The organism is Streptomyces aureus, from assembly GCF_001418135.1.
Taxonomy (GTDB): Bacteria; Actinomycetota; Actinomycetes; order Streptomycetales; family Streptomycetaceae; genus Streptomyces; species Streptomyces aureus_A.
In genome coordinates, this window is record NZ_LIPQ01000039.1 from 1 (window position 1) to 21,767 (window position 21,767).

Annotated in this window: 19 protein-coding genes and 2 tRNA genes; 12 read left to right on the top strand and 9 right to left on the bottom strand. The window is 70.2% G+C overall.

What is annotated here, in order from left to right:
* Positions 1-103: 103 nt before the first annotated feature.
* A complete protein-coding gene (gene pepN, locus AOK00_RS04610) occupies positions 104-2,692 on the bottom strand; it encodes an aminopeptidase N (protein WP_173861503.1) in 2,589 nt (862 codons plus the stop codon).
* 162 nt (positions 2,693-2,854) lie between these two features.
* Between pepN and AOK00_RS04615 the strand changes: the two genes are divergently transcribed.
* Positions 2,855-3,490, top strand: a complete 636-nt coding sequence (locus AOK00_RS04615; protein ID WP_055599031.1) for a mycothiol-dependent nitroreductase Rv2466c family protein — start codon at positions 2,855-2,857, stop codon at positions 3,488-3,490.
* Between the two features lie 138 nt (positions 3,491-3,628).
* On the opposite strand, the gene AOK00_RS04620 is transcribed toward AOK00_RS04615, so the two are convergent.
* The gene (locus tag AOK00_RS04620; RefSeq protein ID WP_055599032.1) at positions 3,629-4,273 is read right to left on the bottom strand and encodes a superoxide dismutase; all 645 of its coding nucleotides are present in this window, start codon (positions 4,271-4,273) and stop codon (positions 3,629-3,631) included.
* Between the two features lie 217 nt (positions 4,274-4,490).
* On the opposite strand from AOK00_RS04620, the gene AOK00_RS04625 reads away from it, so the two are divergent.
* The gene (locus AOK00_RS04625) at positions 4,491-5,387 is read left to right on the top strand and encodes a hypothetical protein (RefSeq protein ID WP_055599033.1); all 897 of its coding nucleotides are present in this window, start codon (positions 4,491-4,493) and stop codon (positions 5,385-5,387) included.
* Between the two features lie 89 nt (positions 5,388-5,476).
* Here the strand turns inward: AOK00_RS04625 and AOK00_RS04630 are convergent, their stop codons facing one another.
* Both AOK00_RS04630 and AOK00_RS04635 read right to left on the bottom strand, forming a co-directional pair.
* Positions 5,477-6,895: an amino acid permease gene (locus AOK00_RS04630; protein WP_055599034.1), complete on the bottom strand. Its 1,419-nt coding sequence runs from the start codon at positions 6,893-6,895 to the stop codon at positions 5,477-5,479.
* Between the two features lie 117 nt (positions 6,896-7,012).
* On the bottom strand, positions 7,013-8,386 hold the full coding sequence (locus tag AOK00_RS04635) for an amino acid permease (RefSeq protein ID WP_055599035.1): 1,374 nt from the start codon (positions 8,384-8,386) through the stop codon (positions 7,013-7,015).
* A 254-nt stretch (positions 8,387-8,640) separates the two neighbouring features.
* On the opposite strand from AOK00_RS04635, the gene AOK00_RS04640 reads away from it, so the two are divergent.
* Positions 8,641-9,252 carry a biotin transporter BioY gene (locus AOK00_RS04640; protein ID WP_055599036.1) on the top strand — a complete coding sequence of 204 codons (612 nt, stop codon included), beginning with the start codon at positions 8,641-8,643 and terminating at the stop codon, positions 9,250-9,252.
* Positions 9,253-9,326: 74 nt separating this feature from the next.
* Here AOK00_RS04640 and AOK00_RS04645 read toward each other — a convergent pair whose 3' ends face one another.
* Positions 9,327-10,784 carry an amino acid permease gene (locus AOK00_RS04645; RefSeq protein ID WP_055599037.1) on the bottom strand — a complete coding sequence of 486 codons (1,458 nt, stop codon included), beginning with the start codon at positions 10,782-10,784 and terminating at the stop codon, positions 9,327-9,329.
* A gap of 196 nt (positions 10,785-10,980) precedes the next feature.
* Between AOK00_RS04645 and AOK00_RS04650 the strand changes: the two genes are divergently transcribed.
* Positions 10,981-11,475 (top strand): ribose-5-phosphate isomerase, encoded by a 495-nt coding sequence (locus tag AOK00_RS04650; RefSeq protein ID WP_055599038.1) that lies wholly within the window; start codon positions 10,981-10,983, stop codon positions 11,473-11,475.
* Positions 11,475-12,284, top strand: coding sequence for an Fpg/Nei family DNA glycosylase (locus AOK00_RS04655; protein WP_055599039.1), 810 nt, complete (start codon positions 11,475-11,477; stop codon positions 12,282-12,284). Before AOK00_RS04650 ends, AOK00_RS04655 begins: the two co-directional genes overlap by 1 nt.
* A 25-nt stretch (positions 12,285-12,309) precedes the next feature.
* Here AOK00_RS04655 and AOK00_RS04660 read toward each other — a convergent pair whose 3' ends face one another.
* Positions 12,310-13,539 (bottom strand): GNAT family N-acetyltransferase, encoded by a 1,230-nt coding sequence (locus tag AOK00_RS04660; RefSeq protein WP_055599040.1) that lies wholly within the window; start codon positions 13,537-13,539, stop codon positions 12,310-12,312.
* Between the two features lie 106 nt (positions 13,540-13,645).
* On the opposite strand from AOK00_RS04660, the gene AOK00_RS04665 reads away from it, so the two are divergent.
* Together AOK00_RS04665 and AOK00_RS04670 are read left to right on the top strand one after the other, a co-directional pair.
* On the top strand, positions 13,646-14,791 hold the full coding sequence (locus AOK00_RS04665) for a PP2C family protein-serine/threonine phosphatase (RefSeq protein WP_055599041.1): 1,146 nt from the start codon (positions 13,646-13,648) through the stop codon (positions 14,789-14,791).
* 156 nt (positions 14,792-14,947) lie between these two features.
* Complete coding sequence (locus AOK00_RS04670; RefSeq protein ID WP_015033610.1) at positions 14,948-15,142, top strand: hypothetical protein; 195 nt, start codon at positions 14,948-14,950, stop codon at positions 15,140-15,142.
* Positions 15,143-15,173: 31 nt separating this feature from the next.
* Here AOK00_RS04670 and AOK00_RS04675 read toward each other — a convergent pair whose 3' ends face one another.
* Both AOK00_RS04675 and AOK00_RS04680 read right to left on the bottom strand, forming a co-directional pair.
* The gene (locus AOK00_RS04675) at positions 15,174-15,653 is read right to left on the bottom strand and encodes an amphi-Trp domain-containing protein (protein WP_055599042.1); all 480 of its coding nucleotides are present in this window, start codon (positions 15,651-15,653) and stop codon (positions 15,174-15,176) included.
* 152 nt (positions 15,654-15,805) lie between these two features.
* Positions 15,806-15,879, bottom strand: a tRNA-Gly gene (locus tag AOK00_RS04680).
* 132 nt (positions 15,880-16,011) lie between these two features.
* Here AOK00_RS04680 and AOK00_RS04685 point away from each other — a divergent pair.
* The 5 genes from AOK00_RS04685 to clpX all read left to right on the top strand — a co-directional run bounded on the left by AOK00_RS04685 (position 16,012) and on the right by clpX (position 20,667).
* Positions 16,012-16,088, top strand: a tRNA-Pro gene (locus AOK00_RS04685).
* Positions 16,089-16,259: 171 nt separating this feature from the next.
* Positions 16,260-17,645 carry a trigger factor gene (tig, locus tag AOK00_RS04690; protein WP_055599043.1) on the top strand — a complete coding sequence of 462 codons (1,386 nt, stop codon included), beginning with the start codon at positions 16,260-16,262 and terminating at the stop codon, positions 17,643-17,645.
* Positions 17,646-17,885: 240 nt separating this feature from the next.
* Complete coding sequence (locus AOK00_RS04695; protein WP_055599044.1) at positions 17,886-18,503, top strand: ATP-dependent Clp protease proteolytic subunit; 618 nt, start codon at positions 17,886-17,888, stop codon at positions 18,501-18,503.
* Positions 18,504-18,564: 61 nt separating this feature from the next.
* Positions 18,565-19,227, top strand: a complete 663-nt coding sequence (locus AOK00_RS04700; RefSeq protein ID WP_055599060.1) for an ATP-dependent Clp protease proteolytic subunit — start codon at positions 18,565-18,567, stop codon at positions 19,225-19,227.
* A 156-nt stretch (positions 19,228-19,383) separates the two neighbouring features.
* Positions 19,384-20,667 (top strand): ATP-dependent Clp protease ATP-binding subunit ClpX, encoded by a 1,284-nt coding sequence (gene clpX, locus AOK00_RS04705; RefSeq protein WP_024755522.1) that lies wholly within the window; start codon positions 19,384-19,386, stop codon positions 20,665-20,667.
* Between the two features lie 66 nt (positions 20,668-20,733).
* On the opposite strand, the gene AOK00_RS04710 is transcribed toward clpX, so the two are convergent.
* Positions 20,734-21,684 carry a hypothetical protein gene (locus tag AOK00_RS04710; RefSeq protein ID WP_055599045.1) on the bottom strand — a complete coding sequence of 317 codons (951 nt, stop codon included), beginning with the start codon at positions 21,682-21,684 and terminating at the stop codon, positions 20,734-20,736.
* Positions 21,685-21,767: the final 83 nt, after the last annotated feature.

The following is a 21,767-nucleotide window of genomic DNA, read 5'->3' on the forward strand; positions in this document are numbered from 1 at the left end:
CTTCGGTCCGCGGCCCCCTCGCCCCGGCCCGTCGCGAACCCGGAAAGCCCGGTGGGGGCCGCGGACCGAAGTCCGCGGCCCCCACCGTCGTCGACCGGCGACGTCAGCCGGCGAGGCGGTCGCAGTCCTGCGCCCGCAGCGCCCGCGCCAGGTCGTCCCGCGATTCGAGGACCAGTCGGCGAAGGGCCGGGGCGGCCGCCTCGTGCGCCGACAGCCAGGCGTCCGTCGCGGCCAGCGTGGCCTGGTCGTCCTGGAGCCCCGGGAACAGGCCCCGTACGACGTCCATGCCGATCTGGATCGACCGCTCGGCCCACAGCCGCTCGATCGCCGCGAAGTACTTCTCCGCGTAGGGGGCGATCAGTTCGCGCTGCGAGGGCTGGACGAAGCCGGCGATCGTCGCCTCGACGAGCGCGTTCGACAGGCTGTCCGACTCGACGACCTGCGCCCAGGCCTGGGCCTTGACGGCCGCCGAGGGTCGCGAGGCCAGCAGGCGGACCTGGTGGCGCTTGCCCGTCGCCGTGTCGTCCCGGGTCAGCTCCTCGCCGATCCGGGTCTCGTCCGCGCGGCCGTGCACGGCGAGCGGCGAGAGCAGCGACCAGCGCAGCTCCTGGTCGACGTCGAGCCCGTCGATCTTCGCCGTACCGTCGAGCAGCCCTTCGAGGAGCTGGAAGTCGGCGTCGGACGAGGCCGTCGCGGCGAAGAACCGCGCCCAGGTCAGCTGGTGCTCGCTGCCCGGCTCGGCCACCCGCAGCTCGCGCAGGGCGCCCTCGGCGAGCAGCCGCCCGCCCTCCTCGCGCCATGCGGGGGCCGCGTAGTGGGTGACCGCCGACTTGCCCCAGGCGTGCACCATCTGGAGGACGCCGATGTCGGTCTCGCGGCCCGCGAAGGCGAGGACGACGGAGACGAAGTCCCGGGCGGGCATCAGGGCGTCGCGGGTCAGGTTCCACAGCGCCGACCAGCACAGGGCGCGGGCCAGCGGGTCGGTGATGTCGCCGAGGTGGGCGCGCAGGGTGGCGAGCGAGCCCTCGTCGAAGCGGACCTTGCAGTACGTGAGGTCGTCGTCGTTGACGAGGACCAGGTCGGGCTTCTCCTCGCCCGTCAGGTCGGCGACGACGGTCCGGACGCCGGTGATGTCGGCCTCGGCGCGCGCGTACCGGACGAGTTCCCCGCCGGAGAGCCGGTAGAGGCCGACGGCGGCGCGGTGGGGGCGCCCCGCCGACGGGGTCGGCTGATCCGGCGTGGCGTCGCCCTCCTGGAGGACCGCGAGCTCGGTGATCCGGCCCTCGGCGTCGTAGGTGACGGCGGGCGTCAGGGTGTTCACGCCGGAGGTCTGGAGCCAGGACTTCGCCCAGGCCTTCATGTCGCGGCCCGAGGTCTCCTCCAGGATCGTGAGGAGGTCGGCGAGCCGCGTGTTCCCGTACGCGTGGCGCTTGAAGTAGCGGCGCGCGCCCTCCAGGAACGCGTCCCGGCCGGCGTACGCGACGAGCTGCTTGAGCACCGACGCGCCCTTGGCGTACGTGATGCCGTCGAAGTTGAGCTTGGCGTCCTCCAGGTCACGGATGTCGGCCGTGATCGGGTGCGTGGACGGCAGCTGGTCGGCGCGGTACGCCCAGGCCTTGCGGTTGTTGGCGAAGGTCACCCAGCTGTTGGTGAAGCGGGTCGCCTCGGCGAGGGAGAAGGAGCCCATGAAGTCCGCGAAGGACTCCTTCAGCCACAGGTCGTCCCACCACACCATGGTCACGAGGTCGCCGAACCACATGTGCGCCATCTCGTGCAGGACGACGTTCGCCCGGCGCTCGTACGCCGCCTGCGTCACCTTGCCCCGGTAGATGTACTCCTCGCGGAAGGTCACCATGCCCGGGTTCTCCATCGCGCCGAGGTTGTACTCGGGGACGAAGGCCTGGTCGTACTTCCCGAAGGGGTACGGGTAGTCGAAGTTGTCGTGGAAGAAGTCGAAGCCCTGCTTGGTGATCAGGAAGACGTCGTCCGCGTCGAAGTGCTTGGCGAGCCCCTTGCGGCACATCGCGCCGAGGGGGATCTCCAGCTCGGTCCCGTCGGCCAGCGTCCGCGTGTAGCTGTCCGTGACGTAGTGGTACGGCCCGGCCACGACACAGGTGATGTACGTGGAGATCGGCGCCGTCTCGGCGAACCGCCACACGCCCCCGGCGTCCCGCTCGCCCGCGCCGTTCGACCAGACGGTCCAGCCCTCGGGCGCGGTCACCGCGAAGCGGTACGGGGCCTTGAGGTCGGGCTGCTCGAAGTTGGCGTACACCCGGCGGGCGTCGGCCGGCTCGTACTGCGTGTAGAGGTAGACCTCGCCGTCCTCCGGGTCGACGAAGCGGTGCATGCCCTCGCCGGTCCGGCTGTAGGCGCACTGCGCGTCCACCACGAGGGTGTTCTCGTCGGCGAGCCCGTCGAGCGCGATCCGGGAGCCGTCGAAGACGACCGCCGGGTCGAGGGAGCGTCCGTTGAGGGTGACCGCGGTCACGGACGGGGCGATCAGATCCACGAACGTGCTCGTGCCCTCGCCGGTGCGACGGAAGCGGATCGTCGTCTGGGAGCGGAAGGTGCGCACGGCCTCGGCCGAGTCGCCGACCGCAGAGCGCAGGTCGAGGACGACCTCGTACCCGTCGACGGACAGCAGCGCCGCCCGCTCGTGGGCCTCGTCGCGGGACAGATTCTCACCGGGCACGGTCACTCCTTCGTGGCACGTTCGAAACAGCACCGATCTTCCCATGTGCGGCTGTCGCCCGGGACACGGGAATGCCGTCGCGCTTCCGGGGGTTCCTCCCTTTCGGCGCCCCACCGTCGTCTTTCCGCCTTTCTTTTCGCCACGGCCGTACCGAGGAGTGACATGTCCGAGAGCAGGACCACCGCCGACTTCTACTTCGACCCGCTGTGCCCCTGGGCCTGGATGACCTCCCGCTGGATGCTGGAGGTGGAGCAGGTCCGCCCGGTCGACGTGCGGTGGAAGGTCATGAGCCTGGCCGTGCTCAACGAGAACCGCCTCGACGAGGTCCCCGCCGAGTACCGGGAGATGCTGGAGACCAAGGCCTGGGGCCCCGTCCGGGTCGTCGTCGCCGCTCAGCAGCTGCACGGCGACGAGGTCGTCGGCAAGCTCTACACCGCGCTCGGCACCCGCTTCCACAACAACGGCGAGGGCCCGACCCGCGAGGCGATCGTCGGCGCCCTGACCGACGTCGGCCTGCCCGCGGACCTGGTCGAGTACGCCGACAAGGACACCTACGACGCCGAGCTGCGCGCCTCCCACACGGAGGGCATAACGAAGGTCGGCCAGGACGTCGGCACCCCGGTCATCGCTGTGCCGGGCGCGGACGGCGACGAGGTCGCCTTCTTCGGCCCCGTCGTCACCCCGACCCCGCGCGGCGAGGCGGCGGCCCGGCTGTGGGACGGCACCCTGCTCGTGGCGTCGACGCCGGGCTTCTACGAGATCAAGCGCACGCGGACGGCGGAGCCCAGCTTCACGTAGTCCGTGAGGCCTCTCCCGAGGCATGGAAGAACCCCCGTGATTCACGTCATCACGGGGGTTCTTCGCTCATCCGCCTGCGAGTGAAGGTTGAGAAGACGATCACGAGCAGGGCGACGGGGGAGCCCTTCCGGGCAGTGGTCAGAAGGAGATCAGCGGTACGGAGGCCTTGGCGGCGTGGTAGCGCTTGCTGACGTCCTGCCAGTTGACGACCTGCCACATGGCCTCGATGAAGTCCACCTTCTGGTTCTTGTACTGCAGGTAGAAGGCGTGCTCCCAGGCGTCGAAGACCAGGATCGGGACCGAGCCCTGGCCGACGTTGCCCTGGTGGTCGTAGACCTGCTCGACGATGAGCCGGCCGCTGATCGGCTCGTACGCGAGGACGCCCCAGCCGGAGCCCTGGGTGGTCGCGGAGGCCTTGGTCAGCTGGGCCTTGAACTTGGCGAAGGAGCCGAAGGACTCGGTGATCGCGTCCGCGAGGTCACCGACGCCGTCGGCGGCCAGCGGCTCGCCGCCGCCCCCGTCCTTCGGGCTGTCCATGTTGTTCCAGTAGATGGAGTGGAGGATGTGGCCGGAGAGGTGGAAGGCCAGGTTCTTCTCCAGGCCGTTGATCGCGCCCCACTGGTCCTTGTCGCGCGCCTCCTCCAGCTGCTCCAGGGTGTCGTTCGCGCCCTTGACGTACGCGGCGTGGTGCTTGTCGTGGTGCAGCTCGATGATCTGCGGATTGATCACCGGCTCCAGCGCCGCGTAGTCGTACGGCAGCTCCGGAAGTGTGTAGATCGCCATGTGCCCGGCCCCTTCAACGGCTCCTGCTTATTGCAACCTATATGCAAGTGCAGGCTAACAGTAGGTGCGGCGGAAGTTGATCAGCCCTTGGCCCTAGGCCCTGTCGGCGAACTGCCGTCGTCGCCCGCACGCCCGATCGCGGAGTGCTTCCGCGCGCTCCGCCGAACGGGCCAACCGATGCTGGGGCCGGGCCCGTCAAGATCCATAACGTGCTCGCATGAGACTCCCCCTGAGACTTCTCACGGCGACCGCGCTCCTCGCCGTGCTCGGCGCCACTCCCGCCGTCGCCGGCCCCGAGGACTGGCAGCGGGTCGGCACCGACACCCGCGGCGGCATCAGCGGCGTCGCCCACGAGGGCGCCGGCGCGCTGGTCGTCCACGACAACAAGCGGACCGGACAGCAGCGCCTCTCCCGCCTCGCCTACGCGGAGGGTCCCGCCACCGTCACCCCGCTCACCTGGGCCGGGGCCGAGCCCGTCGACCTGGAGGCCATCGAGGCCGTCCCCGGCGCCCCCGGCGAGTACCTGGCCCTCGCCTCCCGCGGCATCGTCTACCGCGTCAAGGTCGACGGCGGCACCGCCACCGTCCTCGACCACTCCCCGCTCCCGGGCATCGGCGAGGGCGACGACTTCGAGAGCTTCGCCCTCGTGTCCCGGGACGGGAGGTTCGCCGCGCTGTGGGCGGACCGCGGCGCCGGTATGGACCGGCCCGCCACCCTGTACGCGGCGCCGCTCTCGTTCGCGTCCTGGGGACAGCCGCTGTTCGGCGCCGTCAGCCGGCGGGTCTACCGGTCGACGTACCCGGCCGACGCCGGGACGCGTCACATCTCCGACATCACGGTGACCGACTCCGGCCGGATCCTGGTCGGTTCGGCCTCGGACGCCGGGGACGACGGCCCGTTCGACTCGGCCGTGAGCGACGCGGGCCGGGTGACCCTCTCGGCCGCCGGCCGGGTGCGGCTCTCGCTCGACGCGGCACCGAAGGTCCTCGGCGCCTTCCCCGGCTACAAGATCGAGGCCGTGGAGTGCCTGCCGGGCACGGGTGATGCCCTGCTCGGCACGGACGACGAGAACGCCGGCGGGTACGTACGGACGGCCCCGTACTGCGGAGTCTGACCCCGTTCCGGCCGTACCCCTCCGGACACGGCACCGCGCCCCGCCGAGCACGAGCTGCTCGACGGGGCGCGGTCGCGCGGAGGGGAGGCTCAGGACTCCTCGGTCACCGGTCCCCGCAGCTTCTGCCGCGCGAAGCCGACGGCGGCGAGCAGCAGCGTCAGGCCGCCCGTCCAGTACAGCTGCACCCGCGTGCCCTCCTCACGGGCCATCAGGACGAAGATCGCCGCCATGCCTGCGAGCGCCACCCAGGTCAGCACCGGGAAGGCCCACATCCGCACGACCAGCTTCTCCGGCGCCTCGCGCTCGGTGCGGCGGCGCAGCACCAGCTGGGAGGCCGCGATGAAGAACCAGACGACCAGGATGATCGCGCCGATCGTGTTGAGCAGCCAGACGAAGATGTCGTCCGGACGCCAGTAGCTGAGCAGCACGCAGGCGAAGCCGAAGACGGAGGAGACGAGCACCGCCGGGCGGGGGACCCCGCCGAAGGTGCGGCCGAGGGCCTTCGGGCCCTGGCCGCGCGAGACGAGCGAACCGGCCATGCGGGAGGCGCCGTAGATGTTGGCGTTCATCGCCGACAGCAGGGCGACGAGCACGACGACGTTCATGATCTGACCGGCCGCCGGGATGCCCAGGTGGTCGAGGGTCGCGACGTACGGGCCCTTCTCGACGACCGCCTTGTCGCCCCACGGGACGAGGGTGACGATGACGGCCATCGAGCCGATGTAGAAGAGCGCGATCCGCCACATCGCCGTACGGACCGCCTTGGCGACGCCCTGCACCGGGTGCTCCGACTCGGCCGCCGCGATGGTGACCGTCTCCAGACCGCCGTACGCGAAGACGGAGGCGAGCAGACCCACGATCAGGCCCTCGGAGCCGTGCGGGAAGAAGCCGCCGTCGCCGGTGAGGTTCGCGGTGCCGGGGGCGTCCGTGCCGGGCAGGACGCCGACGATCGCGAGGACGCCGATGCCGAGGAAGAGGACGATCGCGCCGACCTTGAGCGCGGCGAACCAGAACTCGAACTCGCCGAAGTTCTTCACGGCCGCGAGGTTGGTGACGCAGAAGACCAGCATGAAGAGCGCGACCCAGGCCCACTCGGGGCTGTCCGGGAACCAGCCGGTCATGATCTTCGCGGCGCCGATGCCCTCCAGGCCGACGGCGACGCAGAGCAGGAACCAGAAGGCCCAGCCGGCGGTGAAGCCCGCCCAGGGGCCGAGCGCCCGCTCGGCGTGGACGGAGAACGAGCCGGAGGCCGGGTTCGCCGCGGACATCTCGCCGAGCATGCGCATCACCAGCATCACGAGGATGCCGGAGATCGCGTAGGCGATCACGATCGAGGGCCCTGCGGCGGCGATACCGGCGCCGGAGCCGACGAAGAGCCCGGCGCCGATGACGCCGCCGAGGGCGATCATCGAGAGGTGGCGCTGCTTGAGGCCGTGGGTGAGACCTTCGGCAGTCGCGGTCGCGCCGTCCTTGCGGTCGGCCGGCGCGGGCGCGGTGGTCCGAGACATGGGCGAGCCCTGTTCACTAGCTGAGACGGGGGAGGGAGCCAACAGTCTGTGGGCCACCACCGCTCACAGGGAACGGATGTCCGCTATACGGGCACGACCTTCACACAAGGTGAAGATCTAACCCCGCTTCGTACGCGGTTCCCGGGCCCAGGCCACAAGCAGCACCGCCCCGGTCGCCGCCCCCGACCACAGCACCTGCGGCCGGGCCGCGTCGTCCGTCAGCATCAGGACCAGCACCGCCCCCATCGCGGCGAGCGCCACCCAGGTCAGCCACGGGAAGCCCCACATCCTCAGCGTCAGCGTCTCCGGGGCCTCGCGCTCGATCCGGCGGCGCAGCCGCAGCTGCGAGACCGCGATCAGCGCCCAGACGAAGAGCAGCACCGCGCCGACGGCGTTGAGCATGTAGAGGAAGACGGAATCCGGCCACTTCAGATTGAGGAGGACGGACACGAAGCCGAAGGCCACCGAGGCGAGCACCGCCCGGCGCGGCACCCCGCCGCCCGAGACCCGCAGCAGCCCCTTCGGGGCCTCGCCGCGCTCGGCCAGCGAGAACACCATCCGGGAGGAGCCGTACAGGTTCGCGTTGAGCGCCGAGAGCAGCGCCACGAAGACCACCACGTTCATGATCTGGCCCGCCGCCGGCACCCCGATCGCGTCCAGGACGGCGACGTACGGCGACTCGCCCGGCTTCATCGAGGTCCAGGGCAGCAACGTCACGATGACCAGCATCGAGCCCACGTAGAAGAGGAGGATCCGCCAGACGGCGCTGCGCACCGCCCGGGCCACGTTCCTGGCCGGGTCGTCCGACTCGGCCGCCGCGATCGTCACGACCTCCAGGCCACCGAAGGCGAAGACCACCGCGAGGACCCCGGAGACCACCCCCGACCAGCCGTTCGGCAGGAAACCGCCCTGCCCCGTCAGGTTCGCGAGTCCCACCGGATCCGTGTCCGGCAGCCGGCCCACGATCGCAAGCGTGCCGAGCACCAGGAAGAGGACGATCGCGCCGACCTTGAGCGCCGCGAACCAGAACTCGAACTCGCCGAAGTTCTTCACCGCGGCGAGGTTGGCGACGGTGAACACGATCATGAAGATCAGCACCCAGCCCCACTGCGGGACCTCGGGCACCCAGCCGTGCGCGATCCGCGCCGCCCCCGTCGCCTCCACGGCGAGGACGACGACGAGCAGGAACCAGTACAGCCAGCCCACCGAGAAGCCGGCCCACCGGCCGAGCGCCCGCTCGGCATGGACCGAGAAGGCCCCCGAGGCGGGCATCGCCGCCGACATCTCACCCAGCATCCGCATGACCAGCATCGCGAGGGCGCCGGCGATCAGATACGAGACCACGATGCCGGGCCCGGCGACGGCGATGCCCGCGCCGGAGCCGACGAAGAGCCCGGCGCCGATCACCCCGCCGAGCCCCAGCATCGTCAGATGACGCTGCTTCAGACCGTGGGAGAGGGGCTCCGGTTCGGGGGCGGGGGAGTCGTGCATGCGTGGGCTCGTGCTCTCTGACGGTTTATGGAGACCCCACAGTCTCTCCAGTGAACGACCCCTGGCGCAAAAGGGACCTCCACGCACGAGTTCCTAGTGACAAGCGTCACGTGGCGAGAAGGGTGATCGACGGGGTTTGTTCGATCTCCACGAAGCACTCGTCCGTCGCTTTGTCGGCGGCTGACGGTGATCGAGCGTTCACCCCTGGCATACCGTCAAGGCGTCCCACCCACCCTCACCCCCGCGGAGTACCGATGAGCACCGCCGCCGCCCCCGTCCGTTCCCTCCGTGCGGGAACCGTCCTCGCCGACCTGCTGCCCGCGAGCGGGAGCGTGAGCGCGAGCCGCGCCCGCGACATCGCCCTGGTCGTCGGCGGCGCCGCCCTCACCGGCATCGCCGCGCAGCTCTCCGTCCCGGTCCCCGGCTCGCCGGTCCCGGTCTCCGGCCAGACCTTCGCCGCCCTGCTCGTCGGCACGGCGCTCGGCGCCCGCCGCGGCTTCCTCGCCCTGGCCCTGTACGCGGTGGCCGGCATGGCGGGCGTGCCGTGGTTCGCGCAGGCCTCCTCGGGCTACGGCATGCCGTCCTTCGGCTACGTCCTCGGCATGCTCCTCGCCTCGACCGTCGTCGGCGCCCTCGCCCGCCGCGGCGCGGACCGCTCGGTGCTCCGTACGGCCGGTGCGATGGTCCTGGGCTCCGCGATCATCTACGCGGTCGGCGTGCCGTACCTGGCGCTCGCCACCGGCATGACCCTCGGCCAGGCCGTCGCGGCGGGCCTCACCCCGTTCCTCATCGGCGACGCCCTCAAGGCGGCCCTCGCGATGGGCGTCCTGCCGACCGCGTGGAAGCTCGTCGGCCGCAAGGGCTGAGCACCGCGGACACACGAGAGGGCCCGTCGTTCCCGGGGGAACGACGGGCCCTCTTCGCGTACGGGCCTACGGGGTCACACGCGGTCGAGCTCGGGCTCGGACTGGGCGGAGCCCTTCCCGAACTTCTGCCGGACCAGCGCGATCGCGATCACGAGCGCGGCCACGAGCAGCGAGAGGACGACCTGCTCACGGGCGCTGCCGCCGTCGTAGATCATGTAGCCGAGGACGAAGACGATCATGGCGATCGTCGCCCAGGTCAGGTACGGGAAGAGCCACATCCTCACGACGAGCTTCTCCGGCGACTCGCGCAGGATGATGCCGCGCATCCGCAGCTGGGTCACACAGATGACCAGCCAGACGAAGAGCGCCACCGCGCCGGAGGAGTTCAGCAGGAACGCGAAGACGGTGTCCGGCCACTTGTAGTTGAAGAAGACCGCGACGAAGCCGAAGACGACCGAGCCGAGGATCGCCGCCACCGGCACGCCCCGCTTGTTGACCTTGGCGAAGGCCTTGGGCGCGTCACCGCGCCGGCCGAGCGAGAAGGCCATGCGGGAGGCGGTGTAGAGGCCCGAGTTCAGGCAGGAGAGCACGGCCGTGAGGACGATCACGTTCATGATCTGACCGGCGTGCGCGATGCCGATGGAGTCGAGGGCGGCGACGTACGAGCCCTTCTCGACGATCGACTTGTCGTTCCACGGCAGCAGGGTCAGGACGACGAAGATCGAGCCCAGGTAGAAGACGCCGATACGCCAGATGACGCTGTTGGTCGCCTTGGTGACGGCCTTCTGCGGGTCCTCGGACTCGCCGGCGGCCAGGGTGACGATCTCGCTGCCCATGAAGGAGAAGACGACCATCAGCACACCGGTGAGGATCGCCCCCGCGCCCATCGGGAAGAAGCCCCCGCTGTCGGTGAGATGCGCGAATCCGGCGCCCGGGTTGTCCGAGCCGGGCAGCACGCCGAAGACGGCGAGCATGCCGATGACGACGAACGCGCCGATCGCGACGACCTTGATGCCGGCGAACCAGAACTCGAACTCGCCGTACGAGGCGACGGAGCCGAGGTTGGTGGCGGTGAGCACCACCATCACGATGAGCGCCCAGCCCCACTGCGGGACGGCCGGGATCCAGCTCTCCAGGATCTTGGCGCCCGCGGTCGCCTCGACGGCGAGCACGACGACCCAGAAGAACCAGTAGAGCCAGCCGATGCTGAAGCCGGCCCAGCGGCCGAGGGCCCGGTCGGCGTAGGCGGAGAAGGAGCCGGAGGACGGCCGGGCTGCGGCCATCTCGCCGAGCATCCGCATCACGAAGACGACCATGGCGCCGACGAGGAAGTACGACAGCAGGATCGCGGGGCCGGCCGCGGCGATGCCGGAGCCGGAGCCGACGAAGAGGCCGGCGCCGATGACGCCACCGATGGCGATCATCGACAGGTGACGGTTCTTGAGACCGGCCTTGAGGCCGTCGGAGGAGTGCGGTGCCCCGGGGGTACCGGTCTCCTCGCCGTCCTTCGTCAGGGTCGGTTGCGTGTTCATGAACGCTTCCTTGCGTGTGGGGGGCGCTCGGATCGCGAGCCCGAGCATTGAACACCGGGAACGGGTGTGATCGGAAGACCTCATTCCGGATCGTTGCGTGGACCACTTCGCGAGAGTCGAAGGTCCGTACCAGGCCGGGTGAGGGTGCCGACCCCGCTGCCTGCTACCCGGTCCTCGACATGCCACACTCGGTCTCATGCGCGTCTACATCGGTTCCGACCACGCCGGCTTTGAACTCAAGAACCACCTCGTCGAGTGGCTCACGGCACACGGCCACGAGCCCGTCGACTGCGGTCCCCACATCTACGACGCCCTGGACGACTACCCGCCGTTCTGCCTGCGCGCAGCCGAGAAGACGGCCGCGGACCCGGACAGCCTGGGCATCGTCATCGGCGGTTCGGGCAACGGCGAGCAGATCGCCGCGAACAAGGTGAAGGGGGTGCGCGCCGCCCTCGCCTGGAGCGAGCAGACCGCCGCCCTCGGCCGCGAGCACAACAACGCCAACGTGATCTCCGTCGGTGGCCGGATGCACACCCGGGAAGAGGCGACCAAGTTCGTCGAGATCTTCCTCAGCACCCCGTACTCCGGTGACGAGCGTCACACCCGCCGGATCGACATGCTCACCGCGTACGAGAACACCGGCGAGCTCCCCCCGATCCCGGCCCACCACCCGCAGGAGCCGACCGCCTGATGCCCGAGGGGCACACGATCCACCGACTGGCCGCCGACCACCGGGAACGGTTCGGCGGCCGGTCCGTGCGGGTGACCAGCCCGCAGGGCAAGTTCACGGACTCGGCGGCGCTGCTCGACGGCACCGTGCTCGACACCACCGAGGCGCACGGCAAGCACCTCTTCCTCGGCTTCGCCGGCATGGGCTGGGTCCACATCCACCTGGGCCTCTTCGGCAAGGTGAACTTCGGTGACGCGCCGGCCCCGCCGCCCACCGACACGGTCCGGCTGCGCCTCGCGAACCCCGAGTCGTACGTCGACCTCCGCGGCCCCACCACATGCGCGCTGATCACGGACGCCGAGAAGCAGGCGATACACGACCGCCTCGGCCCGGACCCGCTCCGCGACGGCGACGACCCCGACCGGGCCTGGCGCCGCGTCTCGAAGTCCCGCACCACGATCGCCGCGCTGCTCATGGACCAGAAGGTCATCGCCGGCGTCGGCAACGTCTACCGCGCCGAGGTCCTCTTCCGGCACGGCATCGACCCCTACCGCGCGGGCAAGGACCTGACGCGCCGGGAATGGGACGCGATCTGGACCGACCTGGTGGAGCTCATGCGTGAGGGCGTCCGCCTGAACCGCATCGACACGGTCCGCCCCGAGCACACCCCCGAGGCGATGGGCCGCCCGCCGCGCGTGGACGACCACGGCGGCGAGGTCTACGTCTACCGCCGCGCCCACATGCCGTGCCACCTCTGCGCCACGGGGATCCGCACCGCGGACCTGGCGGCCCGAAACCTCTTCTGGTGCCCGGGCTGCCAGCAGCGTTAGAGGGCGCCCCGCCGGGCCGACAGGGCTAGAACCCGTGCGGCAGCCACGGCGCGACCGGCGACCCGAACGCCACCGAGGCCTCGACCAGCGCCCCCTCGCGAAGCTCCCGCACCCGCCCGGCGCCCGCCAGCGAGACCAGCGAGATCCCACCCAGATACGCCGCCCCCAACTCCCGTACGGACAGGGCCAGATCCGCCGGATCCGAGGTCCGTACGCAGGTCGCGCCCTTCTGGTCGCCCGTCAGCCGCCACCGCCCCTCGTTCCAGGGGCAGAACGCGTCCTCGACCTCGAACACCACGTCCAGCGGCGCCTGGTACGTCCGCGCCTCCAGCGCCGCCCCGACCTCCACCAGCCGCAGATGCAGGGCGTCCCGCAGGTGCGGCGCGCAGCGGCGGACGTCACTCACCAGGTGCTGCCAGCCGTCGTCCACCGGCCGGCTGAGGATCCGTACCTCCGAGGTCAGGTCCACCGAGCAGAGGAACCGCCACAGCGCCGCCTCCGCCACCGGGTCGAGCCCGTACAGCCGGTGCACGGTCACCACCCCCGCCGCCCCCGCGAACGACCAGTCGGGCTTGATCGCGTAATGGGCGTACCCCACGACCTCCCCGTCCCGCTCGGCGAGCACACAGAGCCGCGGCGACCCGCCCTCCCGGTCGCCCGCCGGGTCGAGCAGCGCGAGGCGCTCCCAGCCGGGCATCGAGGCGAGCATGCCCGGCCGCGTGGGCACGAGCTCCGCGTACACGGCCTCGCACGCCGCCGACGACCCGGTGAGATCGGCCTGCCGCAGCCGCACCTCGTCCGTGCCCTCCGGCACCGTGAGCCGCACCCGCGTGGTGTCGATCGTCGCCCGCGCCGTGTACGCGGTGACGCCGTACCCGAACCGCCCGTAGATCTCCGGCTCCGAGGCCGTGAGCACCGCGATCGACTCACCGGCGGCCCGCAGGTCGTCGAGCTGCCGCCGCATCATCGACGTCAGGATCCCGCGCCGCCGGTGCGTGCCGGCCACGCTCACCATCGTCACGCCGCCGGCCGGGACCGACGCCCCGCCCGGCACCGTGAGCCGGAACGTGAAAGCCCCCGCCGTACCGACACACAGGTCACCCTCCCAAACCCCCAGGGAACGGTCGAACTCGGTCAGGTCGCGCCACAGCTGCCGTTCCTCCGGCGCCTCGGGCACACCCCCGAAGGCGAGTTCGAGGACTCCGTACCAGCGGTCCCACTCGGTCGGGTCGAGAACCCGCAGTTCAGTAGTCATATGCCATCGATATCAGCGGCGCCCGCCCGGGGCGACCCGATTTCACGCACATTGTCACAGGGGTACCCCTGCGCGATGTCGGACGGGATGGATAGGGTCCAGGCCAATGGGACACCGCGCCGGAGTGAAGACGTACGCGGCCCGGATGCGCCGACGCGCCCGCCGGGCCCGCATCGCGCTGCGCAGATCCGGCGTCGACTACTTCCGCGGGGACGGCTCCGACTGGCTCGCCTTCGCCGGACTCCTGCTGATGATTCCGGCCATCGCCCTCGGAACGCTCCTCGACCCGGTCTGGTGCGCACCCGCCGCCCTCGTGCTGCCGATCGTCGCCGGCGGACTGCTGCTGCGCCCCGCGAGCCTGCTCGGTCTGTACGCGGCCGCCGCCGGCGCCCTCATCGTCGAGTCCGTCGTCCTCGGCCCGTACACCCAGGGTCCCGCGCGCGTGACCCCCGGCACCGTCCTGGTCGTCGCCGCCTGCGGACTCTTCGGACTGCTCATCGCCCAGTTCCGGGCCCGGGTCGGGGTGCCCTGGCGGCGCGGCGGCACCATGCTCTTCGACCTGCGCGAGCGCATCCGCGTCCAGAGCGCCCTGCCGCGGCTCCCGCAGGGCTGGCACCGCGAGATGGCCCTGCGCCCGGCCGGCGGCCAGTCGTTCTCCGGCGACTTCGTCGTCGCCGCCCGCACCCACGGCGGCCGGACCCTGGAGGTCGTCCTCACCGACGTCTCCGGCAAGGGCATGGACGCGGCCTCCCGCTCCCTGCTGCTCTCCGGCGCCTTCGGCGGACTCCTCGGCTCGCTCCCGCCGCACGGCTTCCTGCCCGCGGCCAACGGCTATCTGCTCCGCCAGAACTGGGACGAGGGCTTCGCCACCTCCATCCACCTCGTCCTGGACCTGGAGTCCGGCGACTACGAACTCTTCTCCGCCGGCCACCTGCCCGCCCTCCAGCTGCACGCGGGCAGCGGGCGCTGGGAGGAGAAGGCCGCCGACGGGCCGCTGCTCGGCGTCTACGACGGCGCCGAGTTCCACCCGGACAAGGGATCCCTGCGCCCCGGCGACGTCCTGATGCTCTTCACCGACGGCCTCGTCGAGGCCGCGGACCGGGACATCGCCGAGGGCATCGACCGCCTCACCGGCGAGGCGGACCGCTGCGTCGTGGAGGGCTTCGACGGCGTCGCCTGGGACCTGATCGAGGCCGTCGCCAAGGACGTCAACGACGACCGGGCCCTGCTGCTGATCTCCCGCCGCGCCTGACCCGCGTCGCCCGCCGCGACGTGATCTTGTCCACGACGATTCGTCACCAGGCAGCGGGGGCAGGGGGGTTGGTGGCACGATGGAGGCAGCGGGGGGTGTTCCGGGACACGGGCTCCCTGGTGGGCAAGGCGGGACCGACCGAGGGTGTGATCAGTTGTGGCCATTTCACTGTCTGTGGTGTTGCTGTTGGCAATCATCCTGGTGGTGCTGATCCGCGGGGGGAACCTCAAGGGCGGCCCGGCAGTGGTCGCGGTCCTCTTCGGCTTCTTCCTCGCCTCCACCGGCATGGCCGACGACATCCAGCGCTTCCTGGACTCGATAACGCAGACGGTCGCCTCGATAAAGTTCTGAGCCGGACCCCGGGAAAGCTCTGAGACGGCCCTCAGGCCGAGGGAGTCGCCGGGGTCTCGGCGCCCTCGGAATGCTTCGCCGCCGCCCGCTTCGTCCGCCGGCCGCCACCGGAGGCCGACGCGGGCCCGGATGCCGCCTTGCGCGACGCCCGCTTCGCCGGAGCGGCCGGCTTGCCCGCCGCGGTCTTCTTCGTGGCCCTCGCCGCCGGGGTCCGCGATGCCGTGCCCTTCGACGCCGTGGCCTTGGCCGACTCGTCCGGCTTCTCGGGCGCGCTCCTCCGGGCACGGCCCGTCGGCCACTTGAACTCGATCTCCAGCTCGATCTCCCCGCCCGACACCTCGAATTCCAGCTCGCAGCGGAGCTCGTCGGGGATGCGCAGGCTCAGGGTCCCCGCCCCCAGCTCCAGCTCGGCCTCCCCGCCCTGACGCAGGGCGGTGGCGAGGGCGGTCAGCTGATCCGCCGCCTCGGCGCGGGACAGCGAGCGCTTCTGCTCGAACTTCAGGTCCTTCATGGACGGCCTCCGGTGCGGAGAGGGGCGGGGCGTGATCTCAGCCCAGTCTGCGGCCGTCCGCCCGACCCGGCATCTCGCACGGTCCCGGGGCACCCCGTGAAACGCCTCGGGGCCGGTCAGGAGAAGACAACTCCTGACCGGCCCCGGGCACATGGAGCGGGTGACGGGAATCGAACCCGCGTAGCTAGTTTGGAAGACTAGTGCTCTACCATTGAGCTACACCCGCACAGCATCGCGCCGCAGGTCACGAGGACCGCGGCACGAACAGCATGGTAGCGGTTCGGAGGCCCTTCGCGCACACCCCGCAAACAGGGGGCGCCGCACAGTCCCCGTCCATGTACCCTACGTGTCGCACCGACGGGGTGTGGCGCAGCTTGGTAGCGCGTCCGCTTTGGGAGCGGAAGGCCGTGGGTTCAAATCCCGCCACCCCGACCATGACGATCACGCGCACAGCTCGCGGGCTCTTGATCACGTTGTGGGCGTCATCCCGCTTGCGGTTACTATGCAAGCTGCGTGCCCGTGTGTCTTTCTGACCGGGCCGACCCGCCGGAACCGCCACACGCGGAACCGGTGGATTCCAGGAATCAGCCACAAGGAGACCGAACCGTGAAGAGCGCCGTGGAGACCCTGAACCCGACCCGGGTTCGGCTCACTGTCGAGGTGCCCTTCGAGGAGCTCAAGGACAGCCTCGACGCGGCGTACAAGAAGATCAACCAGCAGGTCACGGTCAAGGGCTTCCGTAAGGGCAAGATCCCGGCTCGCGTGATCGACCAGCGGTTCGGCCGCGGCGCCGTGCTGGAAGAGGCCGTCAACGACGCGCTCCCGAAGTTCTACACCGAGGCCGTCAACGAGGCCGAGGTCAACCCGCTCGGCCAGCCCGAGGTCGACATCACCGAGCTGAAGGACGGCGAGCTGCTGGCCTTCACCGCCGAGGTCGACATCCGCCCGACGCTCGAGATCCCGGACTACTCCGGCATCGAGGTCACCGTCGACGCGGTCGAGGTCACCGACGAGGACGTCGAGAAGTCCGTGGAGCAGCTCCGCGAGCGCTTCGCCTCGACCTCCGCCGTCGAGCGCGCCGCCCAGGACGGCGACGTCGTCACCATCGACCTCGAGGCCAAGGTCGACGGCGAGGTCCTGCCCGACGGTGTCGCGAGCGACGTCTCGTACACCATCGGTTCGGGCGAGCTGCTCGACGGCATCGACGAGGCCGTCAAGGGCCTGGAGGCCGGTGGCGAGGCCACCTTCACCTCCCAGCTGAAGGGCGGCTCCGCCGAGGGCAAGGACGCGGAGGTCACCGTCAAGGTCACCACCGTCTCCGCCCGTGAGCTCCCCGAGCTCGACGACGAGTTCGCGCAGATGGCGTCGGAGTTCGACACCCTCGACGAGCTCAAGGCCGACAGCCGCAAGCGCCTCGAGAACATGAAGCAGTTCGACCAGGCCACCCAGGCCCAGGAGCGCGTCCTCGACGAGCTCCTCAAGCTGGTCGAGGTCCCGATGCCCGAGAAGCTTCTCGAGGACGAGATCAACACCCGCAAGCACAACCTGGAGCACCACCAGCTCGGCCAGATGGGCCTCGACCTCGCGAAGTACCTGGAGATCCAGGGCAAGACCGAGGAAGAGTTCCTGGCCGAGACCAAGGAGCAGGCCGAGAAGGGCATCAAGACGCAGTTCATCCTCGATGAGCTCGTCAACAAGGAGAAGCTCGACGTCTCCCGCGAGGAGCTCACCGAGCACCTGTTCCGCCGTGCCGCCTCCTCCGGCATGAGCCCCGACCAGTTCGCCCAGGCCGTGGCCGAGGGTGGCCAGGTTCCGATGCTCGTCGGCGAGGTCGCCCGCGGCAAGGCCCTCGCGGTCGTCGTCGAGGCCGCCAAGGTCCTCGACACCAACGGTGAGGTCGTCGACCTCTCCGACGACGAGGACGAGGTCGAGACCGCCGCCGAGGCCGTCGAGGCCGTCACCGGCGAGGCCGAGGTCTCCGAGGACAAGTAAGGGGCCCTCCGCCCCGCGCGGACCCCGCTCCACGGGCCCGTACGCACTCCAGTGCGTACGGGCCCGTGGACGTACGAGGACCCGGCCACGCGCCCCCAACTACCTTGCGCTCCCAGCGAACAGTTCGGGAACCGGGATGGCGTTGTCCTACCTGCGCGTTAGGGTCCATGAAGAGAGGGCAGTGCCCTCGGTACGAGACGCTGAGACGGCCCTGGCCGTCGGAGACGAGCAGGTGGATACGTGACGAATCTGAAGCCTTACGCCGCGGGTGAGCCGTCCATCGGTGGCGGCCTCGGCGACCATGTCTACAACCGGCTGCTCGGCGAGCGGATCATCTTCCTCGGCCAGCAGGTCGACGACGACATCGCCAACAAGATCACCGCTCAGATGCTCCTCCTGGCCGCCGAGCCGGACAAGGACATCTACCTGTACATCAACAGCCCCGGCGGCTCGGTGACGGCCGGCATGGCGGTCTACGACACCATGCAGTTCATCCCGAACGACGTCGTCACCATCGGTATGGGCATGGCGGCCTCCATGGGCCAGTTCCTGCTCACCGCCGGCGCCCCCGGCAAGCGCTTCGCGCTGCCGAACACCGACATCCTGATGCACCAGGGCTCCGCCGGCATCGGCGGCACCGCCTCCGACATCAAGATCCAGGCCGAGTACCTGCTCCGCACGAAGAAGCGGATGGCCGAGATCACCGCGCAGCACTCCGGCCAGACCGTCGAGACGATCATCCGCGACGGCGACCGTGACCGCTGGTTCACCGCGGACGAGGCCAAGCAGTACGGCCTCATCGACGACATCATCACGCACGCCGCAGGTGTTCCGGGCGGCGGCGGCACGGGCGCCTGAGCCCGTCCGCCCGCCCAAGAGCCCCAGCCCACCGAACGCCACCAGGACGGTGAACACCCAGATGCAGAACAACCTCTCCGCGAGCGGCCTCTACACCGGCGCGCCGATCGACAACCGCTACGTCGTGCCGCGCTTCGTCGAGCGCACCTCGCAGGGAATCCGCGAGTACGACCCGTACGCCAAGCTCTTCGAAGAGCGCGTGATCTTCCTCGGCGTGCAGATCGACGACGCCTCCGCCAACGACGTCATGGCGCAGCTCCTGTGCCTGGAGTCGATGGACCCGGACCGCGACATCTCCATCTACATCAACAGCCCCGGTGGCTCCTTCACCGCGCTGACGGCGATCTACGACACGATGCAGTTCGTGAAGCCGGACATCCAGACGGTCTGCATGGGCCAGGCGGCCTCCGCCGCGGCCGTGCTGCTCGCCGCCGGCACCCCCGGCAAGCGGATGGCCCTGCCGAACGCCCGCGTGCTGATCCACCAGCCCTCCGGCGGCACCGGCCGTGAGCAACTCTCCGACCTGGAGATCGCGGCCAACGAGATCCTGCGCATGCGCAGCCAGCTCGAGGAGATGCTGGCCAAGCACTCCTCGACGCCGATCGAGAAGATCCGCGACGACATCGAGCGTGACAAGATCCTCACGGCCGAGGACGCCCTGGCGTACGGCCTGGTGGACCAGATCGTCTCGACCCGTAAGAGCACGGCCGCCACGGCACACTGACGCCCGACCTTCCCGTGGCACGGTGCGCGTGGCCGAATCGCGACCATGTGAACCGTGCCAAGGGGGGCCCGAACGGGGGGCCCGGCAAGGTACCGTCGAATATGAGGCACCAGGAGTCGCTGAACCAAGCGCTCCCAGGCGAAGGGGAAGCACCTCGTGGCACGCATCGGTGATGGCGGCGACCTGCTCAAGTGCTCGTTCTGCGGAAAGAGCCAGAAGCAGGTGAAGAAGCTCATCGCGGGACCCGGTGTGTACATCTGCGACGAGTGCATCGACCTCTGCAACGAGATCATCGAGGAAGAACTCGCGGAGACGAGCGAGGTGCGCTGGGAGGAACTCCCCAAGCCCCGCGAGATCTACGAGTTCCTCGAGGGGTACGTCGTCGGGCAGGAGCCCGCGAAGAAGGCCCTCTCGGTCGCGGTGTACAACCACTACAAGCGCGTCCAGGCCGGCGAGAACGGCGGCGGGGCGGGGCGGGACGACGCCATCGAGCTGGCGAAGTCCAACATTCTGCTGCTGGGCCCCACGGGCTCCGGCAAGACGCTCCTGGCCCAGACGCTGGCGCGCATGCTCAACGTGCCGTTCGCCATCGCCGACGCGACGGCGCTGACGGAGGCCGGCTACGTCGGCGAGGACGTCGAGAACATCCTGCTCAAGCTGATCCAGGCGGCCGACTACGACGTCAAGAAGGCCGAGACCGGGATCATCTACATCGATGAGATCGACAAGGTCGCCCGAAAGAGCGAAAACCCGTCGATCACCCGCGATGTCTCCGGCGAGGGCGTGCAGCAGGCCCTCCTGAAGATCCTGGAAGGGACGACGGCCTCGGTGCCCCCGCAGGGCGGCCGAAAGCACCCCCACCAGGAGTTCATCCAGATCGACACGACGAACGTGCTCTTCATCGTGGGCGGCGCCTTCGCCGGCCTGGAGAAGATCATCGAGTCGCGGGCGGGCGCCAAGGGCATCGGCTTCGGGGCGACCATCCGCTCCAAGCGCGAGATCGAGGCGAGCGACCAGTTCCAGGAGGTCATGCCGGAGGACCTGGTGAAGTTCGGGATGATCCCCGAGTTCATCGGCCGCCTCCCCGTCCTCACCTCCGTCCACAACCTGGACCGCGAGGCGCTCCTCCAGATCCTGGTCGAGCCGCGGAACGCCCTGGTGAAGCAGTACCAGCGCCTCTTCGAACTCGACGGTGTGGAGCTGGACTTCGACCGCCCGGCCCTGGAGGCCATCGCCGACCAGGCGATCCTCCGCGGCACCGGCGCGCGAGGCCTGCGGGCCATCATGGAGGAGGTCCTCCAGTCGGTGATGTACGAGGTCCCGTCCCGCAAGGACGTGGCCCGCGTGGTCATCACGGCGGACGTCGTCCGTAACAACGTCAACCCGACGCTGGTCCCGCGGATCGTGAAGAACGACGGCAGGCACGAGAAGTCGGCCTGACGCCGAGAACGACGGAAGGGGGTCCCGCCCGAGGCGGGACCCCCTTCGTCATGTCCGGCGAGCCGGTCAGAGCTTGACGCGGATCTCCTTGCGGAGCTTGGCGGTGATGGCGGCGGCGTCCTCGGCCGATTCGGACTTGCCGGTGAGCAGGCCGCTCATGTCCATCGGGACCACGAAGCCCACCGTGCTGTGGTCGGCCCAGACGCAGATGTTCATGGTGAACGCGGGGGTCGGGGTCGACGCGGTGGGGTCGGCCTCGGACTTGGCCTGCTGGCACTTCAGGATGGCGCCGTCGAGCTCCGCCGGCTCGAACTGCTGGGGGCTGCCGACCAGTTGCGGCTCACCCTTCTTGCCCGCGTCCTTGTCGGCCTCCGCCTTGATGGTGGCGAAGACGCCGTCGACGACCTTCTCCGGGTCGTCGACCTCGCCGTACAGGCCGCTGAAGGAGAGCATCTTGCCCCCGATGGGGTTGCTCGCGTCCTTCACCTGGTAGCTGGCGTCCACGCTCTTCGCGTTCTTGACGCCGGTCTTCTCGACCTCCTTGAGGGAGTCCCGGTCCCCGCCTTCCTTGCCCGGATTCTTCTTGTACTCGCCCAGCACCGTCTCCGGCGTGGTCAGCTTGTGCGGGCCGTCGTTCGCGACCGAGGCGCCACCGCCGCCCAGCAGGAAGTACGCGCCCACGCCGATCGCCGCGACCACCGCGACCGCGCCGATGATCCAGCCCGCCTTGGACTTCTTCGGGGCCGGCGGGTGCGGGACGTAGCCGCCCGGGCCCTGGGGGGCGCCGTACTGGGGCTGCTGGCCGTACGGGCCGGGCTGCTGGGGCTGCTGCGGGTAGCCGTACGGCGGCTGCTGCGGCGGGACGCCCTGCGGGGCCTGCTGGGGGTAGCCGTAACCGGGCTGCGCGCCGTAGGGCCCGGGCTGCTGCGGCTGCTGCCCGTACGGGCCCGGCTGCTGGCCGTAGGGCCCGGGCTGCTGCGGCTGCTGGCCGTACGGGCCCGGCTGGTTGTAGCTCATCGACAGGTTCCCCTCACAGGATGTTTATGCCTACCGAACATCCTGGCGGAACCGCCGTGCCGTAAGTGCGGCGGGGGCCACAC

Bases quoted from the DNA above. Each gene is read 5' to 3' on its own strand.
- AOK00_RS04630 (WP_055599034.1), bottom strand. From the start codon at position 6,895: ATGTCTCGGACCACCGCGCCCGCGCCGGCCGACCGCAAGGACGGCGCG.
- AOK00_RS04700 (WP_055599060.1), top strand. From the start codon at position 18,565: ATGCAGAACAACCTCTCCGCGAGCGGCCTCTACACCGGCGCGCCGATC.
- AOK00_RS04665 (WP_055599041.1), top strand. From the start codon at position 13,646: ATGGGACACCGCGCCGGAGTGAAGACGTACGCGGCCCGGATGCGCCGA.
- AOK00_RS04655 (WP_055599039.1), top strand. From the start codon at position 11,475: ATGCCCGAGGGGCACACGATCCACCGACTGGCCGCCGACCACCGGGAA.
- AOK00_RS04660 (WP_055599040.1), bottom strand. From the start codon at position 13,539: ATGACTACTGAACTGCGGGTTCTCGACCCGACCGAGTGGGACCGCTGG.
- AOK00_RS04675 (WP_055599042.1), bottom strand. From the start codon at position 15,653: ATGAAGGACCTGAAGTTCGAGCAGAAGCGCTCGCTGTCCCGCGCCGAG.
- AOK00_RS04620 (WP_055599032.1), bottom strand. From the start codon at position 4,273: ATGGCGATCTACACACTTCCGGAGCTGCCGTACGACTACGCGGCGCTG.
- AOK00_RS04640 (WP_055599036.1), top strand. From the start codon at position 8,641: ATGAGCACCGCCGCCGCCCCCGTCCGTTCCCTCCGTGCGGGAACCGTC.
- AOK00_RS04710 (WP_055599045.1), bottom strand. From the start codon at position 21,684: ATGAGCTACAACCAGCCGGGCCCGTACGGCCAGCAGCCGCAGCAGCCC.
- AOK00_RS04650 (WP_055599038.1), top strand. From the start codon at position 10,981: ATGCGCGTCTACATCGGTTCCGACCACGCCGGCTTTGAACTCAAGAAC.
- AOK00_RS04645 (WP_055599037.1), bottom strand. From the start codon at position 10,784: ATGAACACGCAACCGACCCTGACGAAGGACGGCGAGGAGACCGGTACC.
- AOK00_RS04625 (WP_055599033.1), top strand. From the start codon at position 4,491: ATGAGACTCCCCCTGAGACTTCTCACGGCGACCGCGCTCCTCGCCGTG.
- AOK00_RS04635 (WP_055599035.1), bottom strand. From the start codon at position 8,386: ATGCACGACTCCCCCGCCCCCGAACCGGAGCCCCTCTCCCACGGTCTG.
- AOK00_RS04615 (WP_055599031.1), top strand. From the start codon at position 2,855: ATGTCCGAGAGCAGGACCACCGCCGACTTCTACTTCGACCCGCTGTGC.